Below are 23,601 nucleotides of genomic sequence, written 5' to 3'. Positions count from 1 at the left end.
GCTCTTGCCTGTCGTAAATCTTGCCTGTCGTAAAACTGGCGTCTACCGCTGCGTTGCGCTTCAGTTCAGTCATCGGCGGCATAACGGGCACCCGTCCCACACGACCCGGGGCGACCCGTTGACGACAACACGCCGGGCCGCGGGCCGTTCGGGAACCGTCCGTCCCGCGACCTGGATGCATCGCAACGTCATGTCGACCGATGATGCGACAGCACCGTGGCGACGAACGAGCGCCCCGGAAGAGCCGCAAACTGCGCCCTCAGACGCCTGTTGAGCTGATCACGTTCCATGCCGGAAGCAAGGGCCGCATCCGCCAGCGCCCCGTAGGCATCCAGCACATCGCTCCCCGTGATTTCGTACCCAAAGCCTGCGGCCATCCAGTGCAGCGCTGCCGTGCCACAGGCCACCGCGAATTCAGGCTTGCGCTGCGCGAAATCGCGTGCGGCCCGCGTCAGGGTTCGCGGGTCGGTGGGGCCGCGCATCGCAAGCGACGCCGCCAGATCGAGCAGGCCGGCGTCCTTCGCGGCCGCGAACCATTTCCCCTCGGCGCCCGGACTGCTCGCGACCAGATCGTGGAGGATGCTGTCGGAACTCCTGTCCGGATATTTTTTCGCGATGGCACGGAATGTTGCGAGATGCGTGGTGGCCTGATTGGCCTCGATCGCGTAACGCCGATAGGCCTCGTCCATCATGCCCGACGACAGGAGGATCGCTTCGCATTTGCGGGCAATGGCGACAGTGGGCGCGTTCAGCCCCCCCGACGCTTCCGCGTAACACAGTGCTTCAGCCGAACGATTTAATGCGATCAGCGCATCCACCCCGTACTGGCGATACCCCCACCAATTCAGGCGCGCGCCATTCACGAGAGCGAGTAGTTCCTCATGGCGCCCGGCGGCATTGAGCGCACTCAGGCAGGCGGTGGTACCCGCGAAATGCTCTCCCAGTCCTTCAGCGCCCATCACGCGCGCTGTAATCGGCAACAACCTGTCTGCCCATAAGGATGCGATGTCGGGCGACGTACACAGGTCACCCCAGCGATCGCCCAGCTGTTCGATATACGGCATCGGGTCATCCTGGAGCGCGTCAAACAGGCGTTCCAGCCAGCGCATCCGGACCGGAGCGGGCACGTCCACCCCGGCGATGACCGGCACAAGGGCATCGATTGTGCGATTCACGGCGGTACCGATTGCCCCCGAAGAGCTGTCTACGTGTTCAAGCGCCGGCGAAAGCTTTTCGAGCAAAGCGACCGCACCGTCCGCCGCGAGAACAGGATCGGCACGGGCGATCTGCCGGATCTCCGCCAGCGCTTCTTTCAGACGCTGGATTGGCAACGCGGATTTCCAGCCGAAGGCGCCACGCCGGAACCGCGTGGCGAAAGCCCATTGGTGAGAGGTTGTGCGTGTCATGCTCCGGGGTGCCAGCTCAGCGCGTCTTCATATAGGCGGCGTACAGCGCCGTGTTGAGCGCCTGCAGTTCGCGCCGGGTTTCCAGCAGTTCGTGATGCCGGCCCTGACGCTCCAGACTGAGTAACTCGAGCATCACCTTCGCCGCCCGCTCGGAAGCATTCCGTCGCGAAGGCTCTGCCTGTTTGAACAGCGGCGCGAGGCCGGCCTTTTCCGTGAGTACCCATGCCGGAAACCATGCCAGATCGTCAATGTCGCCGGCGCCGTCGAACGACGTATCGAAGGTGCGCCGCAGCGTATTGACGCACGCGTCGCCAAGCCGGCTTAAAAGCTGGTCAAACCGGGATGGAGAAAGCCACGCAAGTTCCACCAGCAACGGCCAGGCCGCTTCCAGGCCATCGAGCCGGTAACGTGCCTCCGTCATCCAGCAAAGCGGCGCTGGAATTCGTCGCCAGGACGCGATGCGCAATATCGCATCAGAGGCCTCGGCCCACCGCGCAGCAAGCAGGAAGAGCGGCGCCGCGTGCGCATCCGCGTGGTCCGCACGGAAAGGCAACGCAGCAGCGCGCCCGGCCAGTTCTGCCCAGAGCGGCGCGAGCCAGGTCGCCCCGCTCTGCCTCGGGAACACATGCGCGACTGCGGGCTGGACTTCTTGAGATAGCGCCTGGCGAGCCTGCAGGGCGGCTTCGTGACGGGCAAACGGTACCGTCGATCGCCCCTCGAGAGCATTGACGATTGACCCGAAATACACCTGGGCGACATCGTCCGGATACTCGTTCGCAAGGGCCTGCAGCGCGCGCCGCGCGCCTGCGGCATCGTACTGCTGCAACGCTGACAGGACGTCATTGCGCAGCATCACGTCGCGGCTGTCGTTGAAAATGTCGAGCTGCATCCGTCGGATTCAGAACAGTTGGCTGGTCAGGCTGACGAGATTAATCCATTTGACCGTGCTTCTCAATTTTCTGCGGTGTTCATCGACTCTCGACGATTGCGCGTCGACCGCTCGCGTCGGCGACCACACGCTCCGTGTCATGCTCTGATTCTCATCCTGTACGGTTCGCCGAACCGCTAAGGAGATGTATTTCCGCACACAGATTGCCATCGTAACAAGCAGTCCGTCTCTGAATGGTTGTTGATGATTAACCGGGCGTGACGCAATCGTGATGGTGCGCCCTGTCACGACAGTTGGCCGTCTGAACCGTCAGCGCCCTCTTCCGACCGATGTTGGGCCTCCCATGCACGTCGGGTTCTGGCCAGTTCGTCGGCGAGAAGTTTTTCATCCGGCAGGACCATATGGTACTCAGCCGCCAGCACCTTGTTTGGCAACCCTTCCAATGCATAACGCGCCACCGCGGCATTCGTTCGCGCACACAGGATCAGCCCGACGGGCGGGTTCTCTCCTGGCAGCGTCCAGTGCTCGCGCGCGTAATTACAGTACATGTGCATCTGACCCACATCGGCGTGGTTGAGCTCGGTGAGCTTGAGATCGACAATAACGAGGCATCGCAGACGCCGATGAAAGAACAGAAGATCTACCCGGAACCAGCTTTCACCAATCCGAAGGCGACGCTGGCGGCCGACGAACGTAAAATCGCCACCCAGCTCAAGAAGAAAGTCTTCGAGCCGATGGACCAATGCCTCCTCCAGTTGACTTTCTGAATATTCGTCCTTGAGATCCAGGAACTCAAGGACATAAGGATCCTTGATTGCCTCCTCTGCGGTCACAAGGTCGCCCGGTTGCGCCTTGCCCGCCTTCTGTAGCATCGCCGGCCTGTTCTTCGACAGCATCGCACGGGTGTGAAACTGGCTGCTGATCTGTCGATCCAGTTGTCGCACGCTCCAGCCGCCACGAAGCGCTTCAGCCTCGTAAAACGCTCTTTCTTCAACTGACCGGGTTCGCCGCATGAGGTGGATGTAATGCGTCCAGGACAGCTGGAATGTGGTCGCGAGCTGGTCGAGATCGAAATTCCGAATCGCCGGTTCGGAATTTCCCGGATGGCCTGTGGGCGTAGATTTCCGAATCAGTGATTCGGAAATCGTGGCTGGCGGGTAGGTCTGGTAGAACATCCTCATCAGCTCCAGATTGTCCACGCCAAACCCCCGCCCGAAGCGGGCTGTCAGGTCGACCGACAGTCGCTCTAAAAGGGCCTGACCGTAGGCGGCACGCCCCTCCCCGCCCTGACTGAATTCGACTATACGACGACCAATCTCCCAGTAGGTCGCCGTCATCAGTGCGTTGACACTTCGGGCCGCAGCACGGCGACCGTGTTCCAGAAGCGCAACGATATCGCCGTGTATGCCACTGTAATCGGCGCCGCTTAATGCGATATCAGTCATGGGTACTATCAGCAGGTAGTTTCAGCGTTAATGAGTTCACGGTGGACATGGCTACCATGGTCTTGCGCTGTCCGCACCCGGTCCGTCGATGAAAATCCATGTTGGCAGCCGACCGGCCCGAAATCGCATACGCGGGCCCTTAGTGCCACGTTGCCAATCCTTCCGCTGCATACGTAGTAGAACCAGCATTGCGACCGGCGCCCGGATGCGGTCGACGAGTCGACGCATGTTAACCGTTCGCCGAAGCCAGCATCGAACCGGTACACCTCTTCGTCCCACCGCGGCAAGAATAGCCGGCGACTAATTCGGGAGTCATCGCTTCATCGATAGTGAGTCCATACGCGATAGAAAGCTCGTCGCCCGGCATCACGTCTCTGAGCGTCTCGATGAAAACCCGCCCCCGCTCATCCTCGATCGCCTCACAGTTCGGCTGGCAGGAGTGGTTTAGCCAGCGGGCGCTGTTGCCCCCGACGCTGCCGTCGATCACGCGACCGTCAGCCAGTCCGAAAATGAACGTGTGGCCGGGCATTCCGGAACGCCGGTGCCGGGCAGAGGCCCGTCGCCACGAGGTCACCTCACCGCGATATTCGAAGATCCGCTGGCCGGCTGGAATCGCGCGTAGCGCGAACACGCCTCGCCCATGCACCGATGATTTCCTGACCGTCACGCGCCGCACTTCTGACTCCTGATCCGTTGAAGCCTGCGAGCATAGCGAGCCGCGCGCTGCGCGGCAACCGGCACGATCGCGTCAGAACAACCGGGTCTGCCGGGGATCGCGTGGCGGGGGTCGGGATACGTCAGTCCGGCTGGCCTGTCGCCGTTTACTGCTCCGGGCTCCGACCCGCTGTAGCCGCGCCAGCATCAGATATTCGACTACGCCATCGTTGAAGCTCAACTCGAACACGCCGGTTTCGCCAGACGGACATGGCGCCGTTGCGCGGAACGACAGGCGCAGCCCCCGCCGTTTCGCGCGAGCAATCATCTGCGTGCGGCTCATCCCGTACCAGCAATCCGCCATGAACTGCGTCACGGGTCCGGGCAGGGACTCATGCGCGACGCCCTGTGGAAGCGTCAGTCCGGCGAGCCGGTAGATATCAGCCATGCAGCCCATTTCCCTGGTGGCAAGTACCTTTGCGGTTATACCGCTTTTTTGCGACGCGTTGCTGGTTTGGCGGTCGGCACGGCACGAGGCGACCGGGTCGGCCGTGGTGCCTTCCGGACTCCAGCCGATTCGGACGACGCCCGGGTTTCCCGTGCATGCGTTTCCGCTTCCCGCAGCGTCATCATCTCTGTCTGCAGCCGTGTGCTCTCCGCCTGAACAGCATCCAGCCGCCCCTGAAGTACGCCAGCCTGATGACGCGCGTCGCCCAGCTGCGCCTGCATGGTTTCCAATGCACGGCGATGGTCGGCGTCCTTCCGGTCCGCGCGATGCGTAGCTTCGTCCCGCTCCTTCTGCAGTTTCGTCGCGGTATTGCGCTCGCGGTCGATCTCCAGCAGGGCGCGCTTTTCGGACGCCCTGAGCCGCTCCTCGGCGCGCTCGGCCGCTTCCCGCTGCTTCGCCAGATCGCGCGAAAACCCTTCCCTTGCCGCCACCAGTTCGCGCTCGCGCGCGGCCAGCGCCGCCTGGACCCGCGCGAGTTCTGCCTCCAGCGCCTGTCGCTGCGCGTGGCCTTCGGCCTGTGCCCGGTCCAGATCCCGTATCTCGACCTGCGCGGCCAGCAGCGCCGCGGTGCGCTGCTCGAGCGCGGTCTCCACGCGTCCCAGCTCGTCCCGCGCGGCGACGACCGCCTGCTGCGCCTCGACGCGCTGCGCCTCGACCTCGTCGCGCAGCGCGTCGAGCGCGGCCTCCGCTGACGCGGTGGCGCGGGCCCAGAGGGTCGACACCAGCTCGCCCGCGGCAGCACCAAGATCGGCGGGCAGGTCGGGATGCTCGATGCGCACCCGGCTTTTCTCGCGCAACTCCGTCCAGAACTCGCCGAGCACAGCAGCGGGCGTGCCCATGCTGCCACGCCGGACCAGCTGGTACAGCCGGTTGGCGGTCGGCGTCTGGCCGAAGCGGAAAAACAGCAGCGCACAGACCTCGCGGTACAGCTCGCGCGTCCGCGGGAATTCCCCCTTCAGCCGGTCGATCTCGGCGGCGAGACGGGCCTCGTCAGGTTGGATAGCAGGCTGAGCGTCAGACATGGATCGGGAATTTGAATAAGTAGCATTGATAATACAACGTAAAACGCAAAATATACAACGTGTATGGCGTCTTACACGACATTAGGCCTATAATGTCGTGTAAGGCGCCGAATGATCCGACCAACGCCGCGTTGCACCCTTGGAAATCGCCCGAACCGTGTCAAACAGCCAGATTGCGTCCATCCAGACGGTCGAATCCCTCGTCATTCCGGAACGCCTCGATGGTCGCGACGGCACCAACCGCGGCGACGCCCGCAATTCGCAGCTGGCGGCCCGCAATGACCTGGACGCGGTGCGCGCGTGGCTTGCCAACTACGCCGATACGAAGACGACCTTCGACAGTTACCGCAAGGAAGCCGAACGGCTGCTGCTATGGGCCGTCGTGCAGTCCGGCAAGCCGCTGTCCTCGCTCACGCACGAGGATCTGCTGCGCTACAGGCCGTTCCTCGTCGACCCGCAGCCCGCAGACCGCTGGGTATCGGCGGGTGGTGGCAAGTACCCACGCGGCGACGCCCGCTGGCGGCCGTTCAACGGCCCGCTCTCACCGGCCAGCCAGCGCCAGGCACACACCATCCTGAATGGCATGTTCACCTGGCTGGTGGATGCCGGTTACCTGCGCGGCAACCCGCTGGCGCTGCTGCGCCAGCGCGCAAAACGCGCGTCGCCGCGTGTCACGCGCTACCTGTCGATCGCGTTGTGGGATGAGGTCAAGGCCTTCGTCGGGGAGTTGCCGCGGGACACCGCCCTCCAGCAGGCGTACCACGCCCGCTGCCGTTGGCTGACCACCCTCTTCTACCTGCAGGGTATGCGGCTCTCCGAGGTTGCCGCCGGCAGGATGGGCGACTTCTCGCGCCGGCTCGGTGCCGACGGACGCGAGCAGTGGTGGCTTGACATCATCGGCAAGGGTGAGAAGGAACGGATCGTCCCCGCCTCGCCCGAACTGGTCGCCGAGCTGGCCCGCTACCGCCAGGCGAATGGTCTGCCGCCACTGCCAGGCCGCGCCGACGCGACGCCGCTGGTCATCCCGTTCCGGGGAAAAAGCCGCTGCATGTCGCGCTCAGCCATGCATGACGCGATCAAAAGCGTATTCGGCAACGCCGCCGCGTGGCTGCGCGCCCGCGGACCTGAGTTCACCGATCGCGCCGACGAGCTGGACCGTGCATCGGCGCACTGGCTGCGACATACATCGGGCTCGCACCAGGCCGACGGGGGTGTCGACCTGCGCACGGTGCGCGACAATCTCGGTCATGTGTCACTGAACACCACGAGCCTCTACCTGCATGAGGAAGAGGACAAACGTCATCGTGAAACGGTAGGACGCCACCGGATGAACTGGGAGCAGCAGCCCGCCGCTGAGCCTGCTCCCACGAAGAACCGCGCCTGAACTTCCGTCCGAGATGGGCCGGGCCACTCGCTCCGCCTTGGGCAGTAAGGCCGTTGCGCTCGCGACCGGTTGTGTCCGCCAGCGAACGGATCGCTGCCACGTATGGTTGGCACCGGAGCCTTTAAACCTGAGCAAACGGAGATGCCCCCGAAGCGTCGCGATGCTGAACTAGACAGCGTCAAGCACCACGGCCGGTCGTGTCAGCGACAACTACTTTGGCCGGCGTCACCTTTGACGTGCTGTTGGCATGACTCTCGGAGGCGAATCGTGCAATCTTTATATCGGACATGCCACATTGATGTAACTCCAGAGCGTTCGCTCGGCCAGTAACTTTGCGCGTGCCAGCATAGAGCCCTCCCAGGATTATTTATCGGAGGCAGATCTGGACGAAGTACATGAGTCGGGCGATTTTGGAGACTTCGGCAACGAGGCGGATGCCGTACAAATGAGCAATCGACTGGATTGACGAACACAGGAGCCCGGCCGAGTGTCGCAAGGGCGAAGACTAGAAGCGATCCCACATTAACCAACGCCAGACGCTCGAGTCCATCGGTATCATGGCGTTTGCGATCGGACCGGGTTGCGCTGGCTGACGTACCAGGCGTCACACCAGTTCGCGCGGTTGAGCGTATCGATAGCAATCAGCCAAGCTTCTGCCATAGGCGGCGATGTAACGAATGGCGGTTCATGGCGGGTTGTACCCGCTGACCCGTGCCGTCACAAAGTTGTCGTTGCCCCAGGGAGAATGGTCGCGACTGACAGTCGCACGGCGAAAGTGCTCGACGACAGCCACTCGCATCGTACCGATGGGCCCAGTTAGTTCAATGGCTTTGCGTTATCAAGGCCCTGTCAGGAACTCGACGTCTCCGTACCAGGCGCGTGTTGAAGTACCGGTGTTGTCGGTATCGGTCAGCAGCCCGTAGCCGGTGATTCGTCCTGGCGGTTCGTGAAAGACCCGTTCGTAGTCTTGCACGATATTGCGGCGCAGGCTTTGCCACTGACCCGCATCGCCGGACAGACCAGAGACCACGATCATCTTTACGCGGTTCGTGTGGGGATTGGCAATGACGGTGCCTGGCGCAGCGGTGGTCGACCAGATATACATCAGCGTGGCATAGGGCAGTTCTTCGCCACCGAGGCGCTTTGCCAGGTCCATCTTGGCCCGGTCGAAAAACGATAGTTTGCTTTTGTCGCCATCAAATAGGAACACCAGTCGCGCAGGCGCGTCTTCCTTCGATCCGACGCGGTTGTCGGCGCCCGCGATCGGTTTTTCTGCTTTCCAGCGCCATGCCACGACGGGCGTGCGGACAAGGTCGATATTACCCTCGTGCATCAGCGCGGAGGCAGACCGGTTCGCGTCCGCCTGCAGGACGGTGGTGTGGCCGTCGTCAACGAGCGTGTATTGCGTCATGGGCTTGCCGTGCGCGACCGGCAAGTTCTTCCAGCCTGCGGGCAGTGGTGCGGCGGCCTCGGTCATGGAAAAGGCAATGCCCGGTTTTTCGTCCTGGGCAAGGAGGGCCGGTGGCAACAGAAGGAGTACGATGCACGCGGCGATCCAGACTGGCCGGACCGTTCGTTTCCGCGCTTGATGGATCGAGGAAAAATGCATGGCTGGTCGCATTCCGTCTTTAGGCTGGCATCCATTGTAGTCGGCGCAGCGCACGGCATTTCAGCAAGGATTTTTTGGTTAGCGACCGTGGCCTCGATCATTGTACAAGGCCGTGCAAGATCGCCCGCGATCGCTAACCCAAAAATCCTCTGCTTTATGCGCTGCAGAACATCAGCGCGTACCTTGTTCATACTCCATAGAGCGCGACAATTCTGACGATGATCGGCAGCACGCTGCCCACTTTCGCCAGCCACATAACAGCATTACTTGTCAGCTGAAGCGTAACCATCAGCCTGCTTGTCTGACCTGTTCACATCTTTGCCTGACTCACTTTAAAATCCCAAACGAGCATCGATTCATCTCGGCTGTATCGACGCCTTGGCTGAACGCATTTTTTGTTGGTGCGGCGACAGATGCGCCGCGCTCAATATCTCAAACATGATTGATAGCCCGGAGAGCACATGAGTTCGCGCAAGGTGCTTTGCCTGAAACACTGAGTAAAGAAGATCTGGAGACGATGTCCGAGTTCCGCTACAGGCTGCGACGCTTCCTGCGGTTTTCAGAAGAAGTCACTCATGCTGCGGGGGTTACGCCTTTGCAGTATCAACTCATGCTGTAGGTCAGAGGTTTCCCCGGCCGGTCTTGGGCAACCGTGGGCGAACTGGCTGAACGGCTGCAGGCGGCGCCCAATGGCACAGCCGCCCTGGTGTCGCGCTGCGAATCCGCTGGTCTGGTGATTCGCAAACCTGGCGAAGCCGACCGACGCCAGGTACCGGTCCATCTCACGGTAAAGGGTGACCGACGCCTGTTGAAACTGGCAGCGCTGCACAAACCGGAGATCGAGTCTTTTGGCTGGGCATTTGGCAAAACGACTGGACAGCCATGAATGTCGCTTTTGCGCAGACCAGCGGCGGCCGCGTTGTCATACGCGGCCCGCGCCCAGATATGGCACGTTGTGCTATATCTACTATACTGATGCGTTTCCAGCGGTGGCGGCATGTATATTCCAGAACTTATCGACAAACGTGCAATACAACGTTGCCGGCGGCTATGGCTGCACTACGGTGTGTTCTGGCTGGGCGCCATCGTGACTGGCCTCCTTGCCGTCCTCTACGCGCAGTTGATCGACTTCGGATACAACACTTTCCTGTTGTATGCGACACGCTACTGGTGGCTTCCGTTGCCGGTTACGCCCGTCATCGGAGCGACAGGCGTCTGGCTAACCCGACGCTATTTTCCGGGGGCTGAAGGCAGCGGCATTCCGCAGGTAATCGCGACACTCCATGACGACGGCACTCTCGCTCCCCGGCTTCTCAGCATCAGGATTCTGGTGGGCAAGATACTCGTGTCATTTCTGTCAATACTGGGTGGATTCACGATCGGCCGCGAAGGCCCAACCATTCACGTTGGCGCGGCCCTAATGTTCAATCTGCGGCGTTTTTATCCGCAGCGATTCCGGGCCATTCGCGGTACGAGCTCGAGCGCAGGCTCGCGCTCGCGGGGGCTGCTGCCGGCTTGTCGGCGGCCTTCAATGCACCGCTTGCTGGTGTCGTTTTTGCCATCGAGGAGTTGACCCGCAGCTTCGAACAGCGCACGAGTGGCGTGCTGATCACCGCCATTATTTTCGCCGGTGTCGTTTCATTGGGACTGCAGGGAAACTATACCTACTTTGGAACGATCGACGTAGGCGGCCATTTTCCAGATCTGCTCGCCGTAGCGGTCCTGCTGATCGGCGCGGTGTCGGGTGTCGCAGGCGGCCTGTTTTGCTGGCTGCTACTGAATACCCGCCGCTGGTTGCCGACTTCTGTCACGAACTGGCGCGCCCGCCAGCCGGTCGCGTTCGGTGCTGTCTGCGGCATGATCGTCGCTGTGATTGGCGTTGCGTCGGGTGGACACACATTCGGTAGCGGCTACGCTGAGGCACGTGCAATGCTGGAAGGACGAGCGCAGCTCGGCGCCACCTATCCGCTGCTCAAGATGGCGTCGATGGTTGGGTCGTATCTGCCGGGGGCGCCAGGCGGCCTGTTTGCACCGTCGCTTGCCATCGGTGCGGGAATTGGGAATGCGCTGCACCTGATATTCGGCCAGATGCAGCTTCCGATGCTGATTGCCCTCGGCATGGTCGGCTATCTGGCAGCCGTGACACAGAGCCCCATTACCGCGTTCGTGATTGTCATCGAAATGATCAACGGCCATGCGCTCGTCATCTCGCTGATGGCGACTGCGCTGATAGCAAGCCAGGTGTCGAAGCTGTTTGCCCCTGCTTTGTACGAAGCGCTGTCGGAGCGCTATCGCACCCCGAGCGACGCACCGAAACCTGCCGTCGCGGAACACCAGCGTCGGGAATGATCCCGAACTGCCGCTGTTCCAGACTGGTGAATGCGGCCGCTTGAGCTCGCAACAAACGTCGCCTGTACAGAATTATTGTGCGGCCATCTGGGCTGCGGACAGGGATGCTCCCTCAGGGCCGGAGCTTCCATTTACATCTTCTCCTTCACACCCAGGCGAATCAGCCACCATTTGACGGGATACCTGGTGGCGAATCCTGCGGGCATGGCAAACTGCATTGCGAACCAGAACTTGGGGCTCGCGACACCCGCGACGCCGCCGTATAACGGCCTGAGCCACAGAAACTGGACGATAGCCATGCATCCATACATGCCGATCTGCCACCCTGTTATCGAGGCGAAGTCAGCTTTCACGGCGGCGATCACACCCCGCCCGACCGACAGGCCGCGCATTGGTTTGATCGTGAAGTACTGAAGACGATGCCGAGCAGGAAAGCGACGATGAAATCCGGGATCCAGACGGCGAAGGTTTTTTCGTCGAAAAGCCTGTGCCATCCGAACCGGACCGCCAGCCGGGAAGGCGAATGCAGCCCATTCAGTGATGATGTCCCCCAGCGTACAGCCCACGCCGCAATGGCTCGTTCTGTTCATCACCATTGCTGCAAATGGTGGCTCTGAACTGTTCGCCATGCTCGTCGACGCGTTTCGCCCCCATGCGCAGTAGCCAGTTAGCCAGAAAACGGTTCTGAATAAAGCGGTCAGGGGCCAGACCAGGTTCATTATCCACATCTTTTGAGGGTGTCTTACCTCGTCAGCGGCGATTACAACGGTACAAATCGCGCCCAACGAAATCCATGCAGTTGACAGGTCATGCAACCAGGCAGGGAAAGTGCCGTAGCTCATTGTTCGCTCCCGGAAATATCTGTGCTGGCAACGCTAGACGGCATCAGCAGCAAGGATCGTCCTCGTCGGTCAGTCGGCCTTTAAACCACGCTCGGCGTCGGACGGACGCCCGGATTGCACTTTGCACGACGAAACAGTGAACTGGTTACGGTACCGCAGCACACCCTGAGCGTCGGGCATTGCCGCGACAAATTCGCGGCGCGTTGATAACCGGTGCCGGACGTACCTTAGCCAGTTAAGGCGGCATCGCAGTCGTAGTCAGCGGGGTTTTCCAAAAACAGATCGTGAAGCTGCGGCGCCGTAGAAGGCGGCAAGCTAAGCCCCATTCTGCAGCTGGTCCGAGCGATGTTGGCCCCTGCTACCCGATGGATGAAGACCGGAAGTTCGTGCGGCCCCGCATCACACGTCGTATCTCACCTCGCGTCGGTCACGCCCGTGCATTTCAACACCCATAGATTCGAATACCTGTTTGCCCAGTCTCCCGACAAGGCAGCCTGGGCCCTCGTCAGTGGCAGTTCGCCGGCGCATACACAGCGGTTAAGGAAAACAGAGAAGCGGCGCTTTCTTCGCTCCCCGTCTGGACCATCCCACGGAATCAGCCCGAAATTCTCCGTCGCGTCCGGCGATCCGCCGAGCAGTACTGGTACGCGAAAGTCAAGCGCATAGTCGGGCGCCAACTCAGGCGTAATGGTGCGCTGTGCAAGAAGCTGACTCTTGCGAACTATCCGCTCATCGACCGACGGCATAACCTTCGCGAGGTAATCGCGGTCGCAGATAGTCCGTGCAATGGTCGACTGGGTCACTCGGGGGTCTAACGGCGACGGTGGTACTGCGTAAAGTGATGCCGAAAACAGTCCCAACGCGAGACCACCCAGAAGAGATCTTCTACCCCGCAACCCTAGACGGCACATGGATTTTCTCTGAAACATCCGAACCCTGTCTGTACATACGTGATCCTGCATGGAAACTGCCCGGAAGCTTACTATGGTCAACGAAGGACCAAGTTGCCTTAGGATACCGCCGCAATGTTTGGGTCGAGAATGCAACCGCACTGCAAGTCGACGAAACAAGCCTGTCGTTTTCCGCCAGATCCAATGGCCGCGGATCGCGGCGTAATCACCGGCCAACGTCTTGAAGACTTGTCGAACCCGCGGCCAGGATGCGCAACCAGGAAACGATTTGTGCCTCGTTTTCGCACTCCCGATCGCCACATGCGCGGGGTCGCGCCAAGGCGCCCGGCGAGGGCATCCGGGTTCTCCACCTTTCGGCTGTCCGCGACTGAATGTAAGCTCGTCGCGGGTGTGGTTACGCCGACCTGCTTCGCGACAGCCGGCTGACACGCCCCTGAAAACGGAATACGGGCCAGCAAACCGCCGGTCATCTCCAAAATGTGCCTCGTGAAAGCGGGAGAATCATGATCAGACTTCTGGGTGTTTTCGCACGGATGATCGGCTTTGCAGGCTGCATCGCTGCCCTGCCGCACGGGTCAGACCCGGCGCTCGACGACGCATCTATATTCGCCGCCGGCTATTATGCGGCACCGGCGATCGGGATCGGCCCCGAGCGCAAAGGCCACCACTGGCACGGAGGCTCTTGAACCCGGTGAGACGCTGACGTTCCGGGGATCGTTATGTCCCTGGAAACGGCATCTTGATGTTGAAACAAATCGTGGCCACCGTCGTGATGGACTCAGGTCAGGTCGCGCCGTCGGTGGAGTGCGGTACTGGATAACTTCTGTCGATGAGCTCTTGACGGTCCGTGGATACCGTGGAAGGCGAAAGGATACGCTGCCAGCCGGGTCAACTGGCCGCCGGATGGTTCGGCGGCGATTCACTGGGCAATCCGAGTGAAGGATGGAACATGTCTGGATGCCGCGGCAACAGGGGCCTGCGTGCTGACCCGGGTGACATCAATGGTGCACGCATACGCCCGCTTGTCGTGCGTCGGGTCGGGGATATCTGACCGCAAAGGTAAGCCGCGTCTCGCAAAGCTTGCCGGCTAGCAGGAGTCCAAAATCGACCCCGGAACCAAACGCACCTTGGCTCACGATCGGACTCGTTCCCCTGGTCGCACAAGCCGCGCTGGTTACGGCTCGTTCATCATCGAACGGTGGTTGGCTGGGCCGTCAGTCCCACGACGTGTCCGTGCCACACTTTGCACGTCGCCTTGACCGGAACCCATACATACTTGCCGCGTACTTTGGCGAAGGCCGGCGTCTTCACGACGGTGTCGATCGGCAGTGCCGCCGTATCGCTCGTAATGGCCTTACCGGATAGTACTTTTGCAGTCAGAGCGCGGCGCTCCGAGATAACAAATAGGTCATATCGTGGTGTAGTTCGAACCCAGCGGTCGAAAGCGGCCACGCAATTAACAACCACATCGGGCACATGCATGCGACGTAGATAGGCATAGTCTTCCGGGATATCCACTTGCGGCTGCGCATTTGCACGCAGGCAGATCCAGCTGAAAGTGAGAAGCAGGAAAATGACGGTGGTAAGCTTCATGGGGATGGGTGCCCGCGGATGCGGGTAACTTCAGAACAGCATGACGGCACATGAGTATACACGCGCTTCTCGAACAATCAGCCCGCATTTGCCACCTATTTCGCAGCGGAGGCGTTTGTGCGTCCAAGCAACCTGGCTGCTCACCGGCGCATCATGACGACGGATACGCCTTGCGAGCAACCGGGCTCAGACTCCTGCTCCTGGCGAGTATTTGCCTCGTTGTCGCGTCGTGTTCCCGACCTGATCCGGTGTTCTCCGGAGCGCCGCAATATTCCGGCGTCTCGGAGAAAAGTCTTTCGTCCGTGGTCGAATGTATTGCGGGCAGGTGGGAGCGAAGCACGCGTCACCTGCACCGCACACATATTGGAGCAACGGTGCGTTTGCAGGGCAGAACTTTGTTTCGGGATGTGCCGATTGGCGTCAAGATCACTCGCGGCATTCAGCAAACAACGGTGGAGTTTTTCGAAGCGCGCTCGGCAGACCAAATCTATGTCGCCTTCGTAAAGAGTTGCCTTCACCAGCAATGATCGGCTACCTCATGTAGCTACGGCCTGCACTGGTTCTTGCGAACTTGATGCAAGCCGCTTCTCCGAAAATAGCCCAATGCGCCTGCGCTCAAAGCCCTTGCAGTTCTCCTCCCGCTCAATCACATCTCGCACCATGCCGCGATGGCGCTCCCACGCGATGGGTGCAGCGTTCACTCTGGGCTTTCTCGTGCTTGCGGCGCGAGCAGTGTGGGTGCAAGGTATCAACGACGATTTCTATCGGAAGCAGGGTGAGGCGAGGCAGGTTCGTGAATTCGTCATTCATGCATCTCGCGGGCGCATCCTCGATCGCAGCGGGAAAACGCTGGCGCTCAGCCTGCCTACCCGCGCGTTATGGATGGATGCTGCGGATTCCGCGCCGCTTTCCGATATCAAGGCAAAAGCGTTGGCGAGTGTTCTGGATCTCGACGCAGGACGGATCGAAGCGATCTCCGCTTCTCACCGATCATTCGCTTACCTCAAGCGCCAGGTGCCGTTTAGCATCGCGCAACGCGCGTTGGGACTTGGTGTGCCGGGGCTCTACGCACAACCGGATTACCGCCGGTACTACCCGGAGGGCAATATTGCTGCACATGTCACAGGCTTCGTGGGCGTCGACGGCAAAGGGTTGGAAGGGATCGAGAAAATCGACAACCAGCGGCTGATGGGGACCGACGGTAGCCGCCGCGTGCTGCGCAATGCCCGCGGTCAGGTCATCGATACGTTGGCCTTGCTGCGGCCGATCGCCGGCAAGGACGTGGCGCTTTCTATCGACCGGCCCATCCAGTACGCGACGTTTCGTGCGTTGCATGATGCCGTCCTGCGATCCGACGCCCGGTCAGGCTCGGCAATTGTGCTGGACGTTCATACGGGCGAGATTCTCGCCATGGCTAACTGGCCGAGCTTCGATCCAAACCTCCACGGAAGGAGATCCGCTGACGCGATGCGCAATCGCGCGGCAACCGATGTATTCGAACCGGGTTCAGTGATGAAGCCCATCACGATCGCACTGGCGCTTCAGCGCAACGACGTTTCACCGCACACCATTGTCCCAACCAACGGCGGCCGACTGCATCTCGACGGCGTAACGATTCACGACGACAAGAACTTCGGCACACTGACCGTAAGCGGCGTCGTGCAAAAGTCGAGTAACGTGGGTACGAGCAAAATCGCACTGCTGATGAAACCACGCGACATGTGGAGCAATTTCCGTGCGGTCGGTCTCGGCCGTCCACCGCATGCGGGACTGCCGGGTGCGGCCGAGGGCACGCTGCGTCCTTATCAACACTGGCGACGCGTCGAACAGGCCACCATGTCTTACGGCTACGGCCTGTCCACGTCGCTGTTGCAACTTGCGCAGATGTACACAGTGTTCGGCAATAACGGAGTGTTTGTGCCCGCTACCATCGCCATGCGGCGCGATGGATCCCTTCCAGGCAGGCGCGTTTACTCGCCGCACGTTGCAGCTCAAGTGCTGACCATGCTTGAATCGGTTGTCTCCGAGGATGGAACGGCGCCTCAGGCCACAGTACCGGGCTACACCGTCGCGGGCAAGACCGGTACCGCATATCGATGGACGGCTCATGGATATGATCGCAGCCAGTATCGGGCGTCTTTTGTCGGAGTTGTGCCGGCAACGCAACCTCGCGTTGTGATTGCGGTTTCGATCGACTGTCCACGGCGCGGTTCGCATTTCGGCGGCGCAGTGGCTGGGCCGGTATTTTCCGACATCGCCGAGAAAACCATGAATCTGCTGGGCGTCACACCAGACAATCCGGAACGTTACTTCGTTCACGGCGAGTCGAGTCCTGTCACATGAAAGATGATCGCGAAGAGTACGTTGTGGCACCCCGTCGGGTATTTACCGCTAACGCATTCAGTCGAGTCGACGGCTGAAGCACGGGGCACGAGGTACAGTGCGATGTCGAGTTGATGTCGTCGACCGTGCGGTTGATGCCAGCCCTTGAGACTATCGCCCTCCTCCGCAAAACAACGAAAGGCAGGGCGATCCGGGCAGTTCGCGTCCGGTCTGTCAGTTGGATCGCCTCTCCGATTTCTTCCGAGCGATTGATGGCAACAAGTTCAAGGCGGTAAACAGTTCAGTTACCCTCCCCATTCAGTAACCAGCGCCAAGCTGATGCGACGCATGGATGTTATCGCGTCGATTATCAATCCCTGTCCCGTGGCGATCGAGACGGCTGCCTCTCAGGAGCCGGCGATCGCACGCGGCGCGCCGGCAAAGGCGAACAATAGAGACAATTTTCAGTCAAACAAAGGTGATAAGGAATCCATCGCAGTTCGCGCGTGGGCGGCTCGATTCAAGGTTAAGGCAGTGATCGGGTTGTGTTAGCGCGCAGTAATGGACCTGGGACCGGAAGACGTAGTTCCGCGTCGGGATATCTTCGCCGCTATGGCAAGCCAGAAATGATAGGGACAAAGCTGCGTTGGACGAAAGTTTTTATTTCAAGAGCACAGAACGACCCTCAATTGGGATCAGTTTCGTCGAAGGATAGTCACAGAATATCACGATGTGACATACAGCCCTATTTGAGAGAGTGAATTCAAGGGGCAGTGCGGAATAATTTTCTGGCTGCCGGCCCGCAGGCAGGTGCGCGGACGCGGGAATATTTCCCGCACGAGGCTGCCGGCTACAGGAGCCACCTACCAGGGCGGGACGAGTGCCCAATTTACCTGATCAGGAAACGACGATGAGCGTCAACTTCCACTGGGTTCTCTTCTTTTTTGGTCTGATCGTTCCAGGCGTGATCGCCATCGGCCTCTCCGCGCTGTTCGGAACGGATTCCGTGAATCGTCAAGCTGATGCACGGCAAACCCGTGGATCGGATCGGCGTGACTGAGTCCGGGCGTGTAGACGATGCTACTGTCCGTTATGGCAAAACGTTTCAGCCTTCTGGCAAAGGCAACGCTATGAAACCGACATCATTCAATGCGCAGGGATCTTACGCCCGACGGTCTTGCAGCGTTAATACCGACGTGTGCGCGGTTCGGCGCCAAAGCGGCAGGTTTACCCCGGGAAAATGGGGATGGTTCAGCTCACCCATTTGTCCCGATTCCAGAACACGGGCCACGGTGAATTTTACGGTCTACAGTTGATCATTCCTGTCATGATGTGACATATAATTGACTTGAAGGTCCGCGTCAGAATCCGGCATGCATCGAGAATGCAACTGGAGCAAAGAAACCTGAATCCGCGAAAGCGACCACGGCGCGTCGGCAATGAACTTCATTCAGAGTTATGGCGACACAGTCTCACGTGACATGAAGGGGGCCCAGTGATCATCAATAACGACTTTGAAATCAGCTACCTGCTGATTTCATTTGCGCTGCTCGGCGCTATCCTGGTTGGCGACCTGCTCAACATGCTGCAGTTGCAGCGCTGGCACCCCAAGCTGCTCGGTGCAACGGTAGGCGCGTTACTGGGCTTCGTGCTGATCGAGGCCGTGCCGATGTTCACCTGAACAATTTCGCGGCGAACCGGTTCGCTCTCTCGAATGGACGAGACCGCGAAAGTTGGCAAAGGAATCCATCATGGCTCCATTCAACCGGATCCTTCTCTGCTACGACGCCACGCCGGAAGGACGGATCGCGCTGCGCTGCGGTGCGGCCCTTGCGCAGCAGTTGCAGGCTGAAACCCATCTGCTCTCGATCTTCGACTGCACATACTGGTCAAGCGGGTTCGACGTGCTGTCGTCGATGAGATTCCAGGTCGATGAGGAGGCCGCGCGAGAGACACTGTGCGAGGGTATTGAGTGGTTGCGGGCATGGGGCGTGACTGCAACGGGACATTATTCGGTCGGCAACGCGATTGACCAGATTTCCCGCCTGGCGGATTCATTGAAGGTTGACCTGATCGTCATTGGACATCACCCGCACGGATTGTTCGCGCGATGGTGGACGGGAGAAAACCACGCATTGTTGCTCGACCGCGTATCTTGCGGCGTCCTGTTCAAGGTGGCCGCCTGACGATCTTTGCGTGAATTCGAATCGGGATGGGCGCGATGAACGAACATTCATACGAGAACTACAGGGGTTTCCAGCTCTGCGCGTGCGCGCAGCTTGATCCTGTGGCCGGCGAAGGTTTGGAGCTAGGCGCGATCTATCAATCGGTGGCCGTCATCGAATGGCACGACAGCACCGGGGCGCACAGAAAACTCCTGTGTGACCCGAAGCGACGGATTTTCCATCGTTCCGGAGACGCTTTGAGAATCGCCGCCGCGATGGCGAAGCGCTATATCGACACGACGCTCGCGCGTGTCTGTGTCACATAGCCAGACCGGCGTTTGCATACGGGACACCGGGACAGTCGTCACTGGGTGCAGTAACGGTGATCTGTGCGCCAGGCACCCAAGACCTCTCTATTGAACGCACATCCATGGCGGAGGCGATGATGATCATAGATCTTCTCATACAGATTGCTGTTTCGGCTGCGGTGCTGGCGATGGTGGTTCTTTTCGTCATCGCTCAGGATCCCCGGAGCAATATTCGCGAACGGCTTCTCCGGCACGCGGCCGGCAGGCACTGGTGGAATCGCACGCGTCACGGACCCTGACGCTGCTGGCAACATCGGTCCGGTGATCTCCCCTCTGCTTTCCGGGACCTTAGCCTCCGATGCGACAAGCGTCGGCGGCCGGACGATGCATCACTCGGATTGTTCGTCGCGCTGACGGATCGTCTACAGTGCGGGCCAGAGAAAGATCACATGCTGGTCGTCGCCGGTAGGGCTTTGACGCGTGCCACCCATATGCCATCGGCTGCTTTCCGAACAACAGCCGTCCGGCCACTGCACCAGTATGAATGGTCCGCTCGATAGCATATTGAGTGTCGTATGGCCGCACGCGCCGACAACCGTCACCGGAATTTCAGCGAAATAACGGGCGGCCGTTGCGTTGGCTGGCGTAGCTCCCCACGTCCCGACCGGCTCACAGCCGTTCCTGTCTTCGCACGACGCCGAGCTAACACCTTGTAATAGAAGACCGGAATGCCCGCCTGCCCACGCCGGTACGCAGATGTCGCACGAAGCGAGAGCCGCCGCGAACACACACCATGCAATCCATCGCTTCATTCCGGTGTCCTTCAGTAGGCGGTGCCGCACACAACCGGGATCAATTCGCGCCGCAACACGGTGTCTACAGCCCCCCGATGATGTCTGGCAGTATATTTGCTGGCTTCGCGCATCATGTCAAGAAACGGCCAGGCCCGCTGCGAAATGCCACGGCTGGATTCCCGACGGCGTTCGCGGGGATACTGCAGCGATTCGAGGCCGATCTCCGCTTTTTCATCGTCCGAAATCGCCGCTTCGAGACGGCTGATTGCACAAGGCAACTCGTCATGGAGGATGACGCCACGCGTATCGAGCCACTTGCCTACCAGACCCAGCAGATACTGGGCGAGGGCCCTGAGCATTACAACATCGGGCGTAGCGGGCGCTTGCAACGTGTCAGCATAATGGTTCCCTGCTTCGACCTGTATTGCGCCGTCGCACCGGCAAGCCGTTCGGACTCACCCCGGAAGACTGATGCAATACGTCTTTCGCACTGCGACGCAGCACGACCCGGGCAACCGGCCATCGTCTCCTGCGTCGATGGCCGTGGCCGCCACGATGACCTGTTTTGAGTGTCGGAGAAGCGCGGCATCCCGAAGGGTGAGTGCCCCCGCGCGAATCTCTCTTGCAAATTCACCCGGACTAGTCCTGCAGTAACCAGACCACAAGAAGGTCTGCTCCAGGTTTTTATCGCAATGCGGTCAAGATATCCAATTGTACCCACTACGAGCACCCACATGCCGGTGGCCTTGAATTCGTCATGACATGACATAAACTGAAAAAACGGTTTCTCGCGCGATCGAACCTGGACCATGGCAGTCCCAACATAAACACGCAAATGATTCACGAGGATTGCATGCGGCTATCGGAAGGTCACAGCCGCCTCCGATACGCAATGGCCGGTCTTCGCGAGGGCTCCCGAATCCGTTGCCGTCCCCTTAATCCGTTTATCCGTGTCAGGATGCCGAATATGTGACCTGGAGCGCCTTACCGCCGTCACCACCTCAACCTCTGCAGAAAAAATTCGGTCGGTTACGACATCCCACGGCCACAATGGAAAGCAAGTACACCAACACCATCACGGTGCAGGTTTAGCACCGGCCGACGTGTCAAATGGCAACTGGTCAGGGATCACGAAAGGAGCATCCGCATGCAAATATCCCGTCGCCGCTTCATGATAGCTGCCGCGGCTCTGGCCTCCACAACTCTGCAGCCCGGCGAGTCGCGTGCCGACGCTACGGCGCTCTCGGAGACCGACCCAACCGCTCAGGCGCTAGGCTACAAGACAGACGCAACAAGAGTGGAAAAGACGAAATATCCCAAATACGTGGCCGGCCAGACGTGTGCCAATTGTCAGCTCTATCAGGGCAAGCCGGGCGCCACGACCGGGCCGTGTCCAATTTATGGTGGCAAGCTGGTCGATTCAAAGGGATGGTGCAGCGCATACGTGAAAAAAGCCTGATGCTAAAGTCACGACAGCATATTCTCGGGTGGCTATCGCCAATGAGGCCGGGGAAACGACGATCAGGTTCAGCGACGTTATCGACCAGGACAGTTTTTCTCGGGCATACCGTTTCGCTGCGCATCAAGGACGCGCAGTATCGAAGATTGCAACGAGCTTCATGCTGAAGATATCTCAATTTGTCTACCTCACATGGACGCTTGCATCCGGATGTATTCTTGAACGGTGCTCCTGCGTTTGAACGCCATCTCCGTATGGTCTCTCGCGGCGATCCGTTTCCGGTGCCAGATTGACCTGCGCTGGCGGCAAAGGTGCGGGCCGGTACCATAAGCTCGAAATGGATGATCTGATACCTCGGAAGCGAGGCCTTAGCATGCAGGCATTCGCGAACGACGCGGCATATACGCAGGCTCCGGTCATGACGACAGGCGGGTTGTCGCGCCCTCACCCCAGGCACGCACTATGCGCGAGCATTTGTCTCCAAATCCGATGTATCGCAGATCATCGCCAGGATACGAAACTTGACTGCCCCGGACTAACAACTGGAGCGAGCCCCCTGTAAGCCGCGCGTATGAGCACGCGGACACCGGAATGGGTCTATCTCACTGCGATGACACGAGCTGAGGAGCCTGACTGTTCTGAATATGCCAGTGTGCGATGACGGTCGATGTCGATGATGAGGATACCCGGTCTCTCCCGCAGGCGGCGCAACTGCCTTGTGAACCTGACAGAAACATCCACGATGTCGGCCGCAGCGATCGGGGCAACCCGCATGTCGATCAAGAAGCCTTGCTCATCATTTTCCATGCGCACGGCTATGGAAACAATCCTGCAGCTATCTGTCGAAGAAACATGGGGATACTTCAAATCGTCGTGTGCGGCGACCAATCCGACAAAACGATACTGGGGGAACGACTATGCAGTTCGATTACAAAGCGTTTCACATTGATTGCCGCGCGCGAAGCGTTGACGGCGGAGGTTATATCGCGAGGGCCAGAATCACCCGCAGGCCCGGGAGCGATGAAGACCGGGTCGAAACGCACGAGTCGGGCGACATTGATCGATTCGTTGACGAAGCTGATGCAATTTCTTGCGCGAAAACATGGGCTATTCACTGGTGCGACGGGATCTTGAACTGAACTTGCCCGCAGCAGCGGTTCCATGCACATGACGACGGAGACCGATATGGCTGAGGGAAAAGAGCAATTCGACGAGTACAACGGCTTTACGATCCGTGTCCTCGCCGTTCCTGAGTATTCGCCTCACCCGGCGAACATACCGTTCGGTTATGCCGGCTACGTCGCCCGCCCAGGGGCCGACATTCGCTACGGGTCGTCGCAGAGGGTAAGTTTTGTCCATCCCGTCGCCGATCTGCTTACTGCTGAAGCCGCGGAACAAGCCGGTTTCGCAGAAGGAAGATCGATCATAGACGGCACACATCCCGAGGGGCTCAACACGAGTGGTTTGTAATCAGTCGGCGCAACTTTCGTGTTGCTTCATACAACACCGGACGTGCCGGAACAAGGCAAGAAAGCGCTGAAGTTCTTTAACTGGTCGTTCAAAACGAAAGTCAGGCTGCGGATCACCGGGACTGAACCTCACTGCCTGCATCAGTGGCTGCGCCGCAGGCGACTTGAGCCTCTGCTCGTCCCGGGTATTTGTTGTACCTGCTGAGAGGCGACGTTACCCTCGCTGACAGTGTCAAACAGCACACGTACCGGACAGTACGTGGCGCCACAGCGAACGAAGCCGTCGTTCCCGGAGTGGACCTCAGCCTCCCTCCGACGATACCTTGGGCGTCACGGATTATCACTTATTAACGCGCACACGCGTTCCACCTCGGTCCGCGACCTACCGACGGGAGCAAGACCCCTGGTACATCACAACCCAGGATGTTCAGGAACCCAGGTTTCGCAGAGCAAGCCGCGAACGGGCGGTGAC

General features: G+C 59.9%; 19 protein-coding genes and 3 pseudogenes. 12 read left to right on the top strand and 10 right to left on the bottom strand.

Annotated elements, in window-relative coordinates:
• Positions 1 to 188 precede the first annotated feature (188 nt).
• The 6 genes from ACUN0E_RS02035 to ACUN0E_RS02010 all read right to left on the bottom strand — a co-directional run bounded on the left by ACUN0E_RS02035 (position 189) and on the right by ACUN0E_RS02010 (position 5,924).
• Positions 189 to 1,406: a hypothetical protein gene (locus ACUN0E_RS02035; protein WP_445565462.1), complete on the bottom strand. Its 1,218-nt coding sequence runs from the start codon at positions 1,404 to 1,406 to the stop codon at positions 189 to 191.
• A gap of 16 nt (positions 1,407 to 1,422) precedes the next feature.
• Positions 1,423 to 2,295, bottom strand: a complete 873-nt coding sequence (locus ACUN0E_RS02030) for a hypothetical protein (RefSeq protein WP_445565461.1) — start codon at positions 2,293 to 2,295, stop codon at positions 1,423 to 1,425.
• A gap of 284 nt (positions 2,296 to 2,579) precedes the next feature.
• Positions 2,580 to 3,740 carry a PDDEXK nuclease domain-containing protein gene (locus tag ACUN0E_RS02025; RefSeq protein ID WP_445565460.1) on the bottom strand — a complete coding sequence of 387 codons (1,161 nt, stop codon included), beginning with the start codon at positions 3,738 to 3,740 and terminating at the stop codon, positions 2,580 to 2,582.
• 229 nt (positions 3,741 to 3,969) lie between these two features.
• Positions 3,970 to 4,416 (bottom strand): SET domain-containing protein, encoded by a 447-nt coding sequence (locus tag ACUN0E_RS02020; protein ID WP_445565459.1) that lies wholly within the window; start codon positions 4,414 to 4,416, stop codon positions 3,970 to 3,972.
• 72 nt (positions 4,417 to 4,488) lie between these two features.
• A complete protein-coding gene (locus ACUN0E_RS02015; RefSeq protein WP_445565458.1) occupies positions 4,489 to 4,842 on the bottom strand; it encodes a hypothetical protein in 354 nt (117 codons plus the stop codon).
• 35 nt (positions 4,843 to 4,877) lie between these two features.
• Positions 4,878 to 5,924, bottom strand: coding sequence for a DNA-binding protein (locus ACUN0E_RS02010; protein ID WP_445565457.1), 1,047 nt, complete (start codon positions 5,922 to 5,924; stop codon positions 4,878 to 4,880).
• 157 nt (positions 5,925 to 6,081) lie between these two features.
• Between ACUN0E_RS02010 and ACUN0E_RS02005 the strand changes: the two genes are divergently transcribed.
• A complete protein-coding gene (locus ACUN0E_RS02005; RefSeq protein ID WP_445565456.1) occupies positions 6,082 to 7,308 on the top strand; it encodes a tyrosine-type recombinase/integrase in 1,227 nt (408 codons plus the stop codon).
• Positions 7,309 to 8,146: 838 nt separating this feature from the next.
• Here ACUN0E_RS02005 and ACUN0E_RS02000 read toward each other — a convergent pair.
• Positions 8,147 to 8,917, bottom strand: a complete 771-nt coding sequence (locus tag ACUN0E_RS02000) for a DUF3047 domain-containing protein (RefSeq protein WP_445565455.1) — start codon at positions 8,915 to 8,917, stop codon at positions 8,147 to 8,149.
• 517 nt (positions 8,918 to 9,434) lie between these two features.
• Here ACUN0E_RS02000 and ACUN0E_RS01995 point away from each other — a divergent pair.
• Positions 9,435 to 9,803, top strand: a pseudogene (locus tag ACUN0E_RS01995) (MarR family winged helix-turn-helix transcriptional regulator).
• A 111-nt stretch (positions 9,804 to 9,914) separates the two neighbouring features.
• Positions 9,915 to 11,266 (top strand): annotated as a pseudogene (locus tag ACUN0E_RS01990) (chloride channel protein).
• A gap of 131 nt (positions 11,267 to 11,397) precedes the next feature.
• On the opposite strand, the gene ACUN0E_RS01985 reads toward ACUN0E_RS01990, so the two are convergent.
• Positions 11,398 to 12,108, bottom strand: coding sequence for a DUF4396 domain-containing protein (locus ACUN0E_RS01985; protein WP_445565454.1), 711 nt, complete (start codon positions 12,106 to 12,108; stop codon positions 11,398 to 11,400).
• Between the two features lie 1,414 nt (positions 12,109 to 13,522).
• On the opposite strand from ACUN0E_RS01985, the gene ACUN0E_RS01980 reads away from it, so the two are divergent.
• The gene (locus tag ACUN0E_RS01980; RefSeq protein WP_445565453.1) at positions 13,523 to 13,705 is read left to right on the top strand and encodes a hypothetical protein; all 183 of its coding nucleotides are present in this window, start codon (positions 13,523 to 13,525) and stop codon (positions 13,703 to 13,705) included.
• Between the two features lie 502 nt (positions 13,706 to 14,207).
• Here the strand turns inward: ACUN0E_RS01980 and ACUN0E_RS01975 are convergent.
• Positions 14,208 to 14,612, bottom strand: a complete 405-nt coding sequence (locus ACUN0E_RS01975; protein WP_445565452.1) for a BspC domain-containing protein — start codon at positions 14,610 to 14,612, stop codon at positions 14,208 to 14,210.
• A gap of 684 nt (positions 14,613 to 15,296) precedes the next feature.
• Here ACUN0E_RS01975 and ACUN0E_RS01970 point away from each other — a divergent pair.
• From ACUN0E_RS01970 to ACUN0E_RS01950, 5 genes are all read left to right on the top strand, one after another.
• Entirely contained in the window at positions 15,297 to 16,955 is a 1,659-nt protein-coding gene (locus tag ACUN0E_RS01970) for a peptidoglycan D,D-transpeptidase FtsI family protein (RefSeq protein WP_445565451.1), read from the top strand.
• Positions 16,956 to 17,844: 889 nt separating this feature from the next.
• Positions 17,845 to 17,994 (top strand): hypothetical protein, encoded by a 150-nt coding sequence (locus ACUN0E_RS01965; protein ID WP_445565450.1) that lies wholly within the window; start codon positions 17,845 to 17,847, stop codon positions 17,992 to 17,994.
• Between the two features lie 435 nt (positions 17,995 to 18,429).
• On the top strand, positions 18,430 to 18,615 hold the full coding sequence (locus tag ACUN0E_RS01960) for a hypothetical protein (protein ID WP_121113918.1): 186 nt from the start codon (positions 18,430 to 18,432) through the stop codon (positions 18,613 to 18,615).
• A gap of 52 nt (positions 18,616 to 18,667) precedes the next feature.
• Positions 18,668 to 19,120 carry a universal stress protein gene (locus ACUN0E_RS01955; RefSeq protein WP_445565449.1) on the top strand — a complete coding sequence of 151 codons (453 nt, stop codon included), beginning with the start codon at positions 18,668 to 18,670 and terminating at the stop codon, positions 19,118 to 19,120.
• A gap of 26 nt (positions 19,121 to 19,146) precedes the next feature.
• On the top strand, positions 19,147 to 19,425 hold the full coding sequence (locus ACUN0E_RS01950; RefSeq protein WP_445565448.1) for a hypothetical protein: 279 nt from the start codon (positions 19,147 to 19,149) through the stop codon (positions 19,423 to 19,425).
• Between the two features lie 858 nt (positions 19,426 to 20,283).
• Here the strand turns inward: ACUN0E_RS01950 and ACUN0E_RS01945 are convergent.
• Positions 20,284 to 20,560, bottom strand: a pseudogene (locus ACUN0E_RS01945) (DUF1840 family protein).
• A gap of 788 nt (positions 20,561 to 21,348) precedes the next feature.
• Between ACUN0E_RS01945 and ACUN0E_RS01940 the strand changes: the two are divergent.
• The 3 genes from ACUN0E_RS01940 to ACUN0E_RS01930 all read left to right on the top strand — a co-directional run bounded on the left by ACUN0E_RS01940 (position 21,349) and on the right by ACUN0E_RS01930 (position 23,130).
• Positions 21,349 to 21,660, top strand: a complete 312-nt coding sequence (locus ACUN0E_RS01940; protein ID WP_133748478.1) for a high-potential iron-sulfur protein — start codon at positions 21,349 to 21,351, stop codon at positions 21,658 to 21,660.
• A 657-nt stretch (positions 21,661 to 22,317) separates the two neighbouring features.
• Positions 22,318 to 22,794: a hypothetical protein gene (locus ACUN0E_RS01935; RefSeq protein WP_445565447.1), complete on the top strand. Its 477-nt coding sequence runs from the start codon at positions 22,318 to 22,320 to the stop codon at positions 22,792 to 22,794.
• Between the two features lie 51 nt (positions 22,795 to 22,845).
• On the top strand, positions 22,846 to 23,130 hold the full coding sequence (locus ACUN0E_RS01930) for a hypothetical protein (protein WP_445565446.1): 285 nt from the start codon (positions 22,846 to 22,848) through the stop codon (positions 23,128 to 23,130).
• The last annotated feature ends 471 nt before the right edge of the window (positions 23,131 to 23,601 follow it).

This window comes from Paraburkholderia sp. D1E, from assembly GCF_052682275.1.
The sequence above is the reverse complement of the archived record's forward strand: the minus strand, read 5'-3'. Positions and strand labels throughout refer to the sequence as shown.

What these genes read in the sequence shown, in the direction of transcription:
- ACUN0E_RS01950 (WP_445565448.1), top strand. Translation starts at nt 19,147, where the DNA reads ATGGGCGCGATGAACGAACATTCATACGAGAACTACAGGGGTTTCCAG.
- ACUN0E_RS02035 (WP_445565462.1), bottom strand. Translation starts at nt 1,406, where the DNA reads ATGACACGCACAACCTCTCACCAATGGGCTTTCGCCACGCGGTTCCGG.
- ACUN0E_RS01980 (WP_445565453.1), top strand. Translation starts at nt 13,523, where the DNA reads ATGATCAGACTTCTGGGTGTTTTCGCACGGATGATCGGCTTTGCAGGC.
- ACUN0E_RS02010 (WP_445565457.1), bottom strand. Translation starts at nt 5,924, where the DNA reads ATGTCTGACGCTCAGCCTGCTATCCAACCTGACGAGGCCCGTCTCGCC.
- ACUN0E_RS01985 (WP_445565454.1), bottom strand. Translation starts at nt 12,108, where the DNA reads ATGAGCTACGGCACTTTCCCTGCCTGGTTGCATGACCTGTCAACTGCA.
- ACUN0E_RS02030 (WP_445565461.1), bottom strand. Translation starts at nt 2,295, where the DNA reads ATGCAGCTCGACATTTTCAACGACAGCCGCGACGTGATGCTGCGCAAT.
- ACUN0E_RS01970 (WP_445565451.1), top strand. Translation starts at nt 15,297, where the DNA reads ATGGGTGCAGCGTTCACTCTGGGCTTTCTCGTGCTTGCGGCGCGAGCA.
- ACUN0E_RS02015 (WP_445565458.1), bottom strand. Translation starts at nt 4,842, where the DNA reads ATGGCTGATATCTACCGGCTCGCCGGACTGACGCTTCCACAGGGCGTC.
- ACUN0E_RS01965 (WP_445565450.1), top strand. Translation starts at nt 17,845, where the DNA reads ATGAGCGTCAACTTCCACTGGGTTCTCTTCTTTTTTGGTCTGATCGTT.
- ACUN0E_RS01930 (WP_445565446.1), top strand. Translation starts at nt 22,846, where the DNA reads ATGGCTGAGGGAAAAGAGCAATTCGACGAGTACAACGGCTTTACGATC.
- ACUN0E_RS02025 (WP_445565460.1), bottom strand. Translation starts at nt 3,740, where the DNA reads ATGACTGATATCGCATTAAGCGGCGCCGATTACAGTGGCATACACGGC.
- ACUN0E_RS01975 (WP_445565452.1), bottom strand. Translation starts at nt 14,612, where the DNA reads ATGAAGCTTACCACCGTCATTTTCCTGCTTCTCACTTTCAGCTGGATC.
- ACUN0E_RS02000 (WP_445565455.1), bottom strand. Translation starts at nt 8,917, where the DNA reads ATGCATTTTTCCTCGATCCATCAAGCGCGGAAACGAACGGTCCGGCCA.
- ACUN0E_RS01935 (WP_445565447.1), top strand. Translation starts at nt 22,318, where the DNA reads ATGACGGTCGATGTCGATGATGAGGATACCCGGTCTCTCCCGCAGGCG.
- ACUN0E_RS01940 (WP_133748478.1), top strand. Translation starts at nt 21,349, where the DNA reads ATGCAAATATCCCGTCGCCGCTTCATGATAGCTGCCGCGGCTCTGGCC.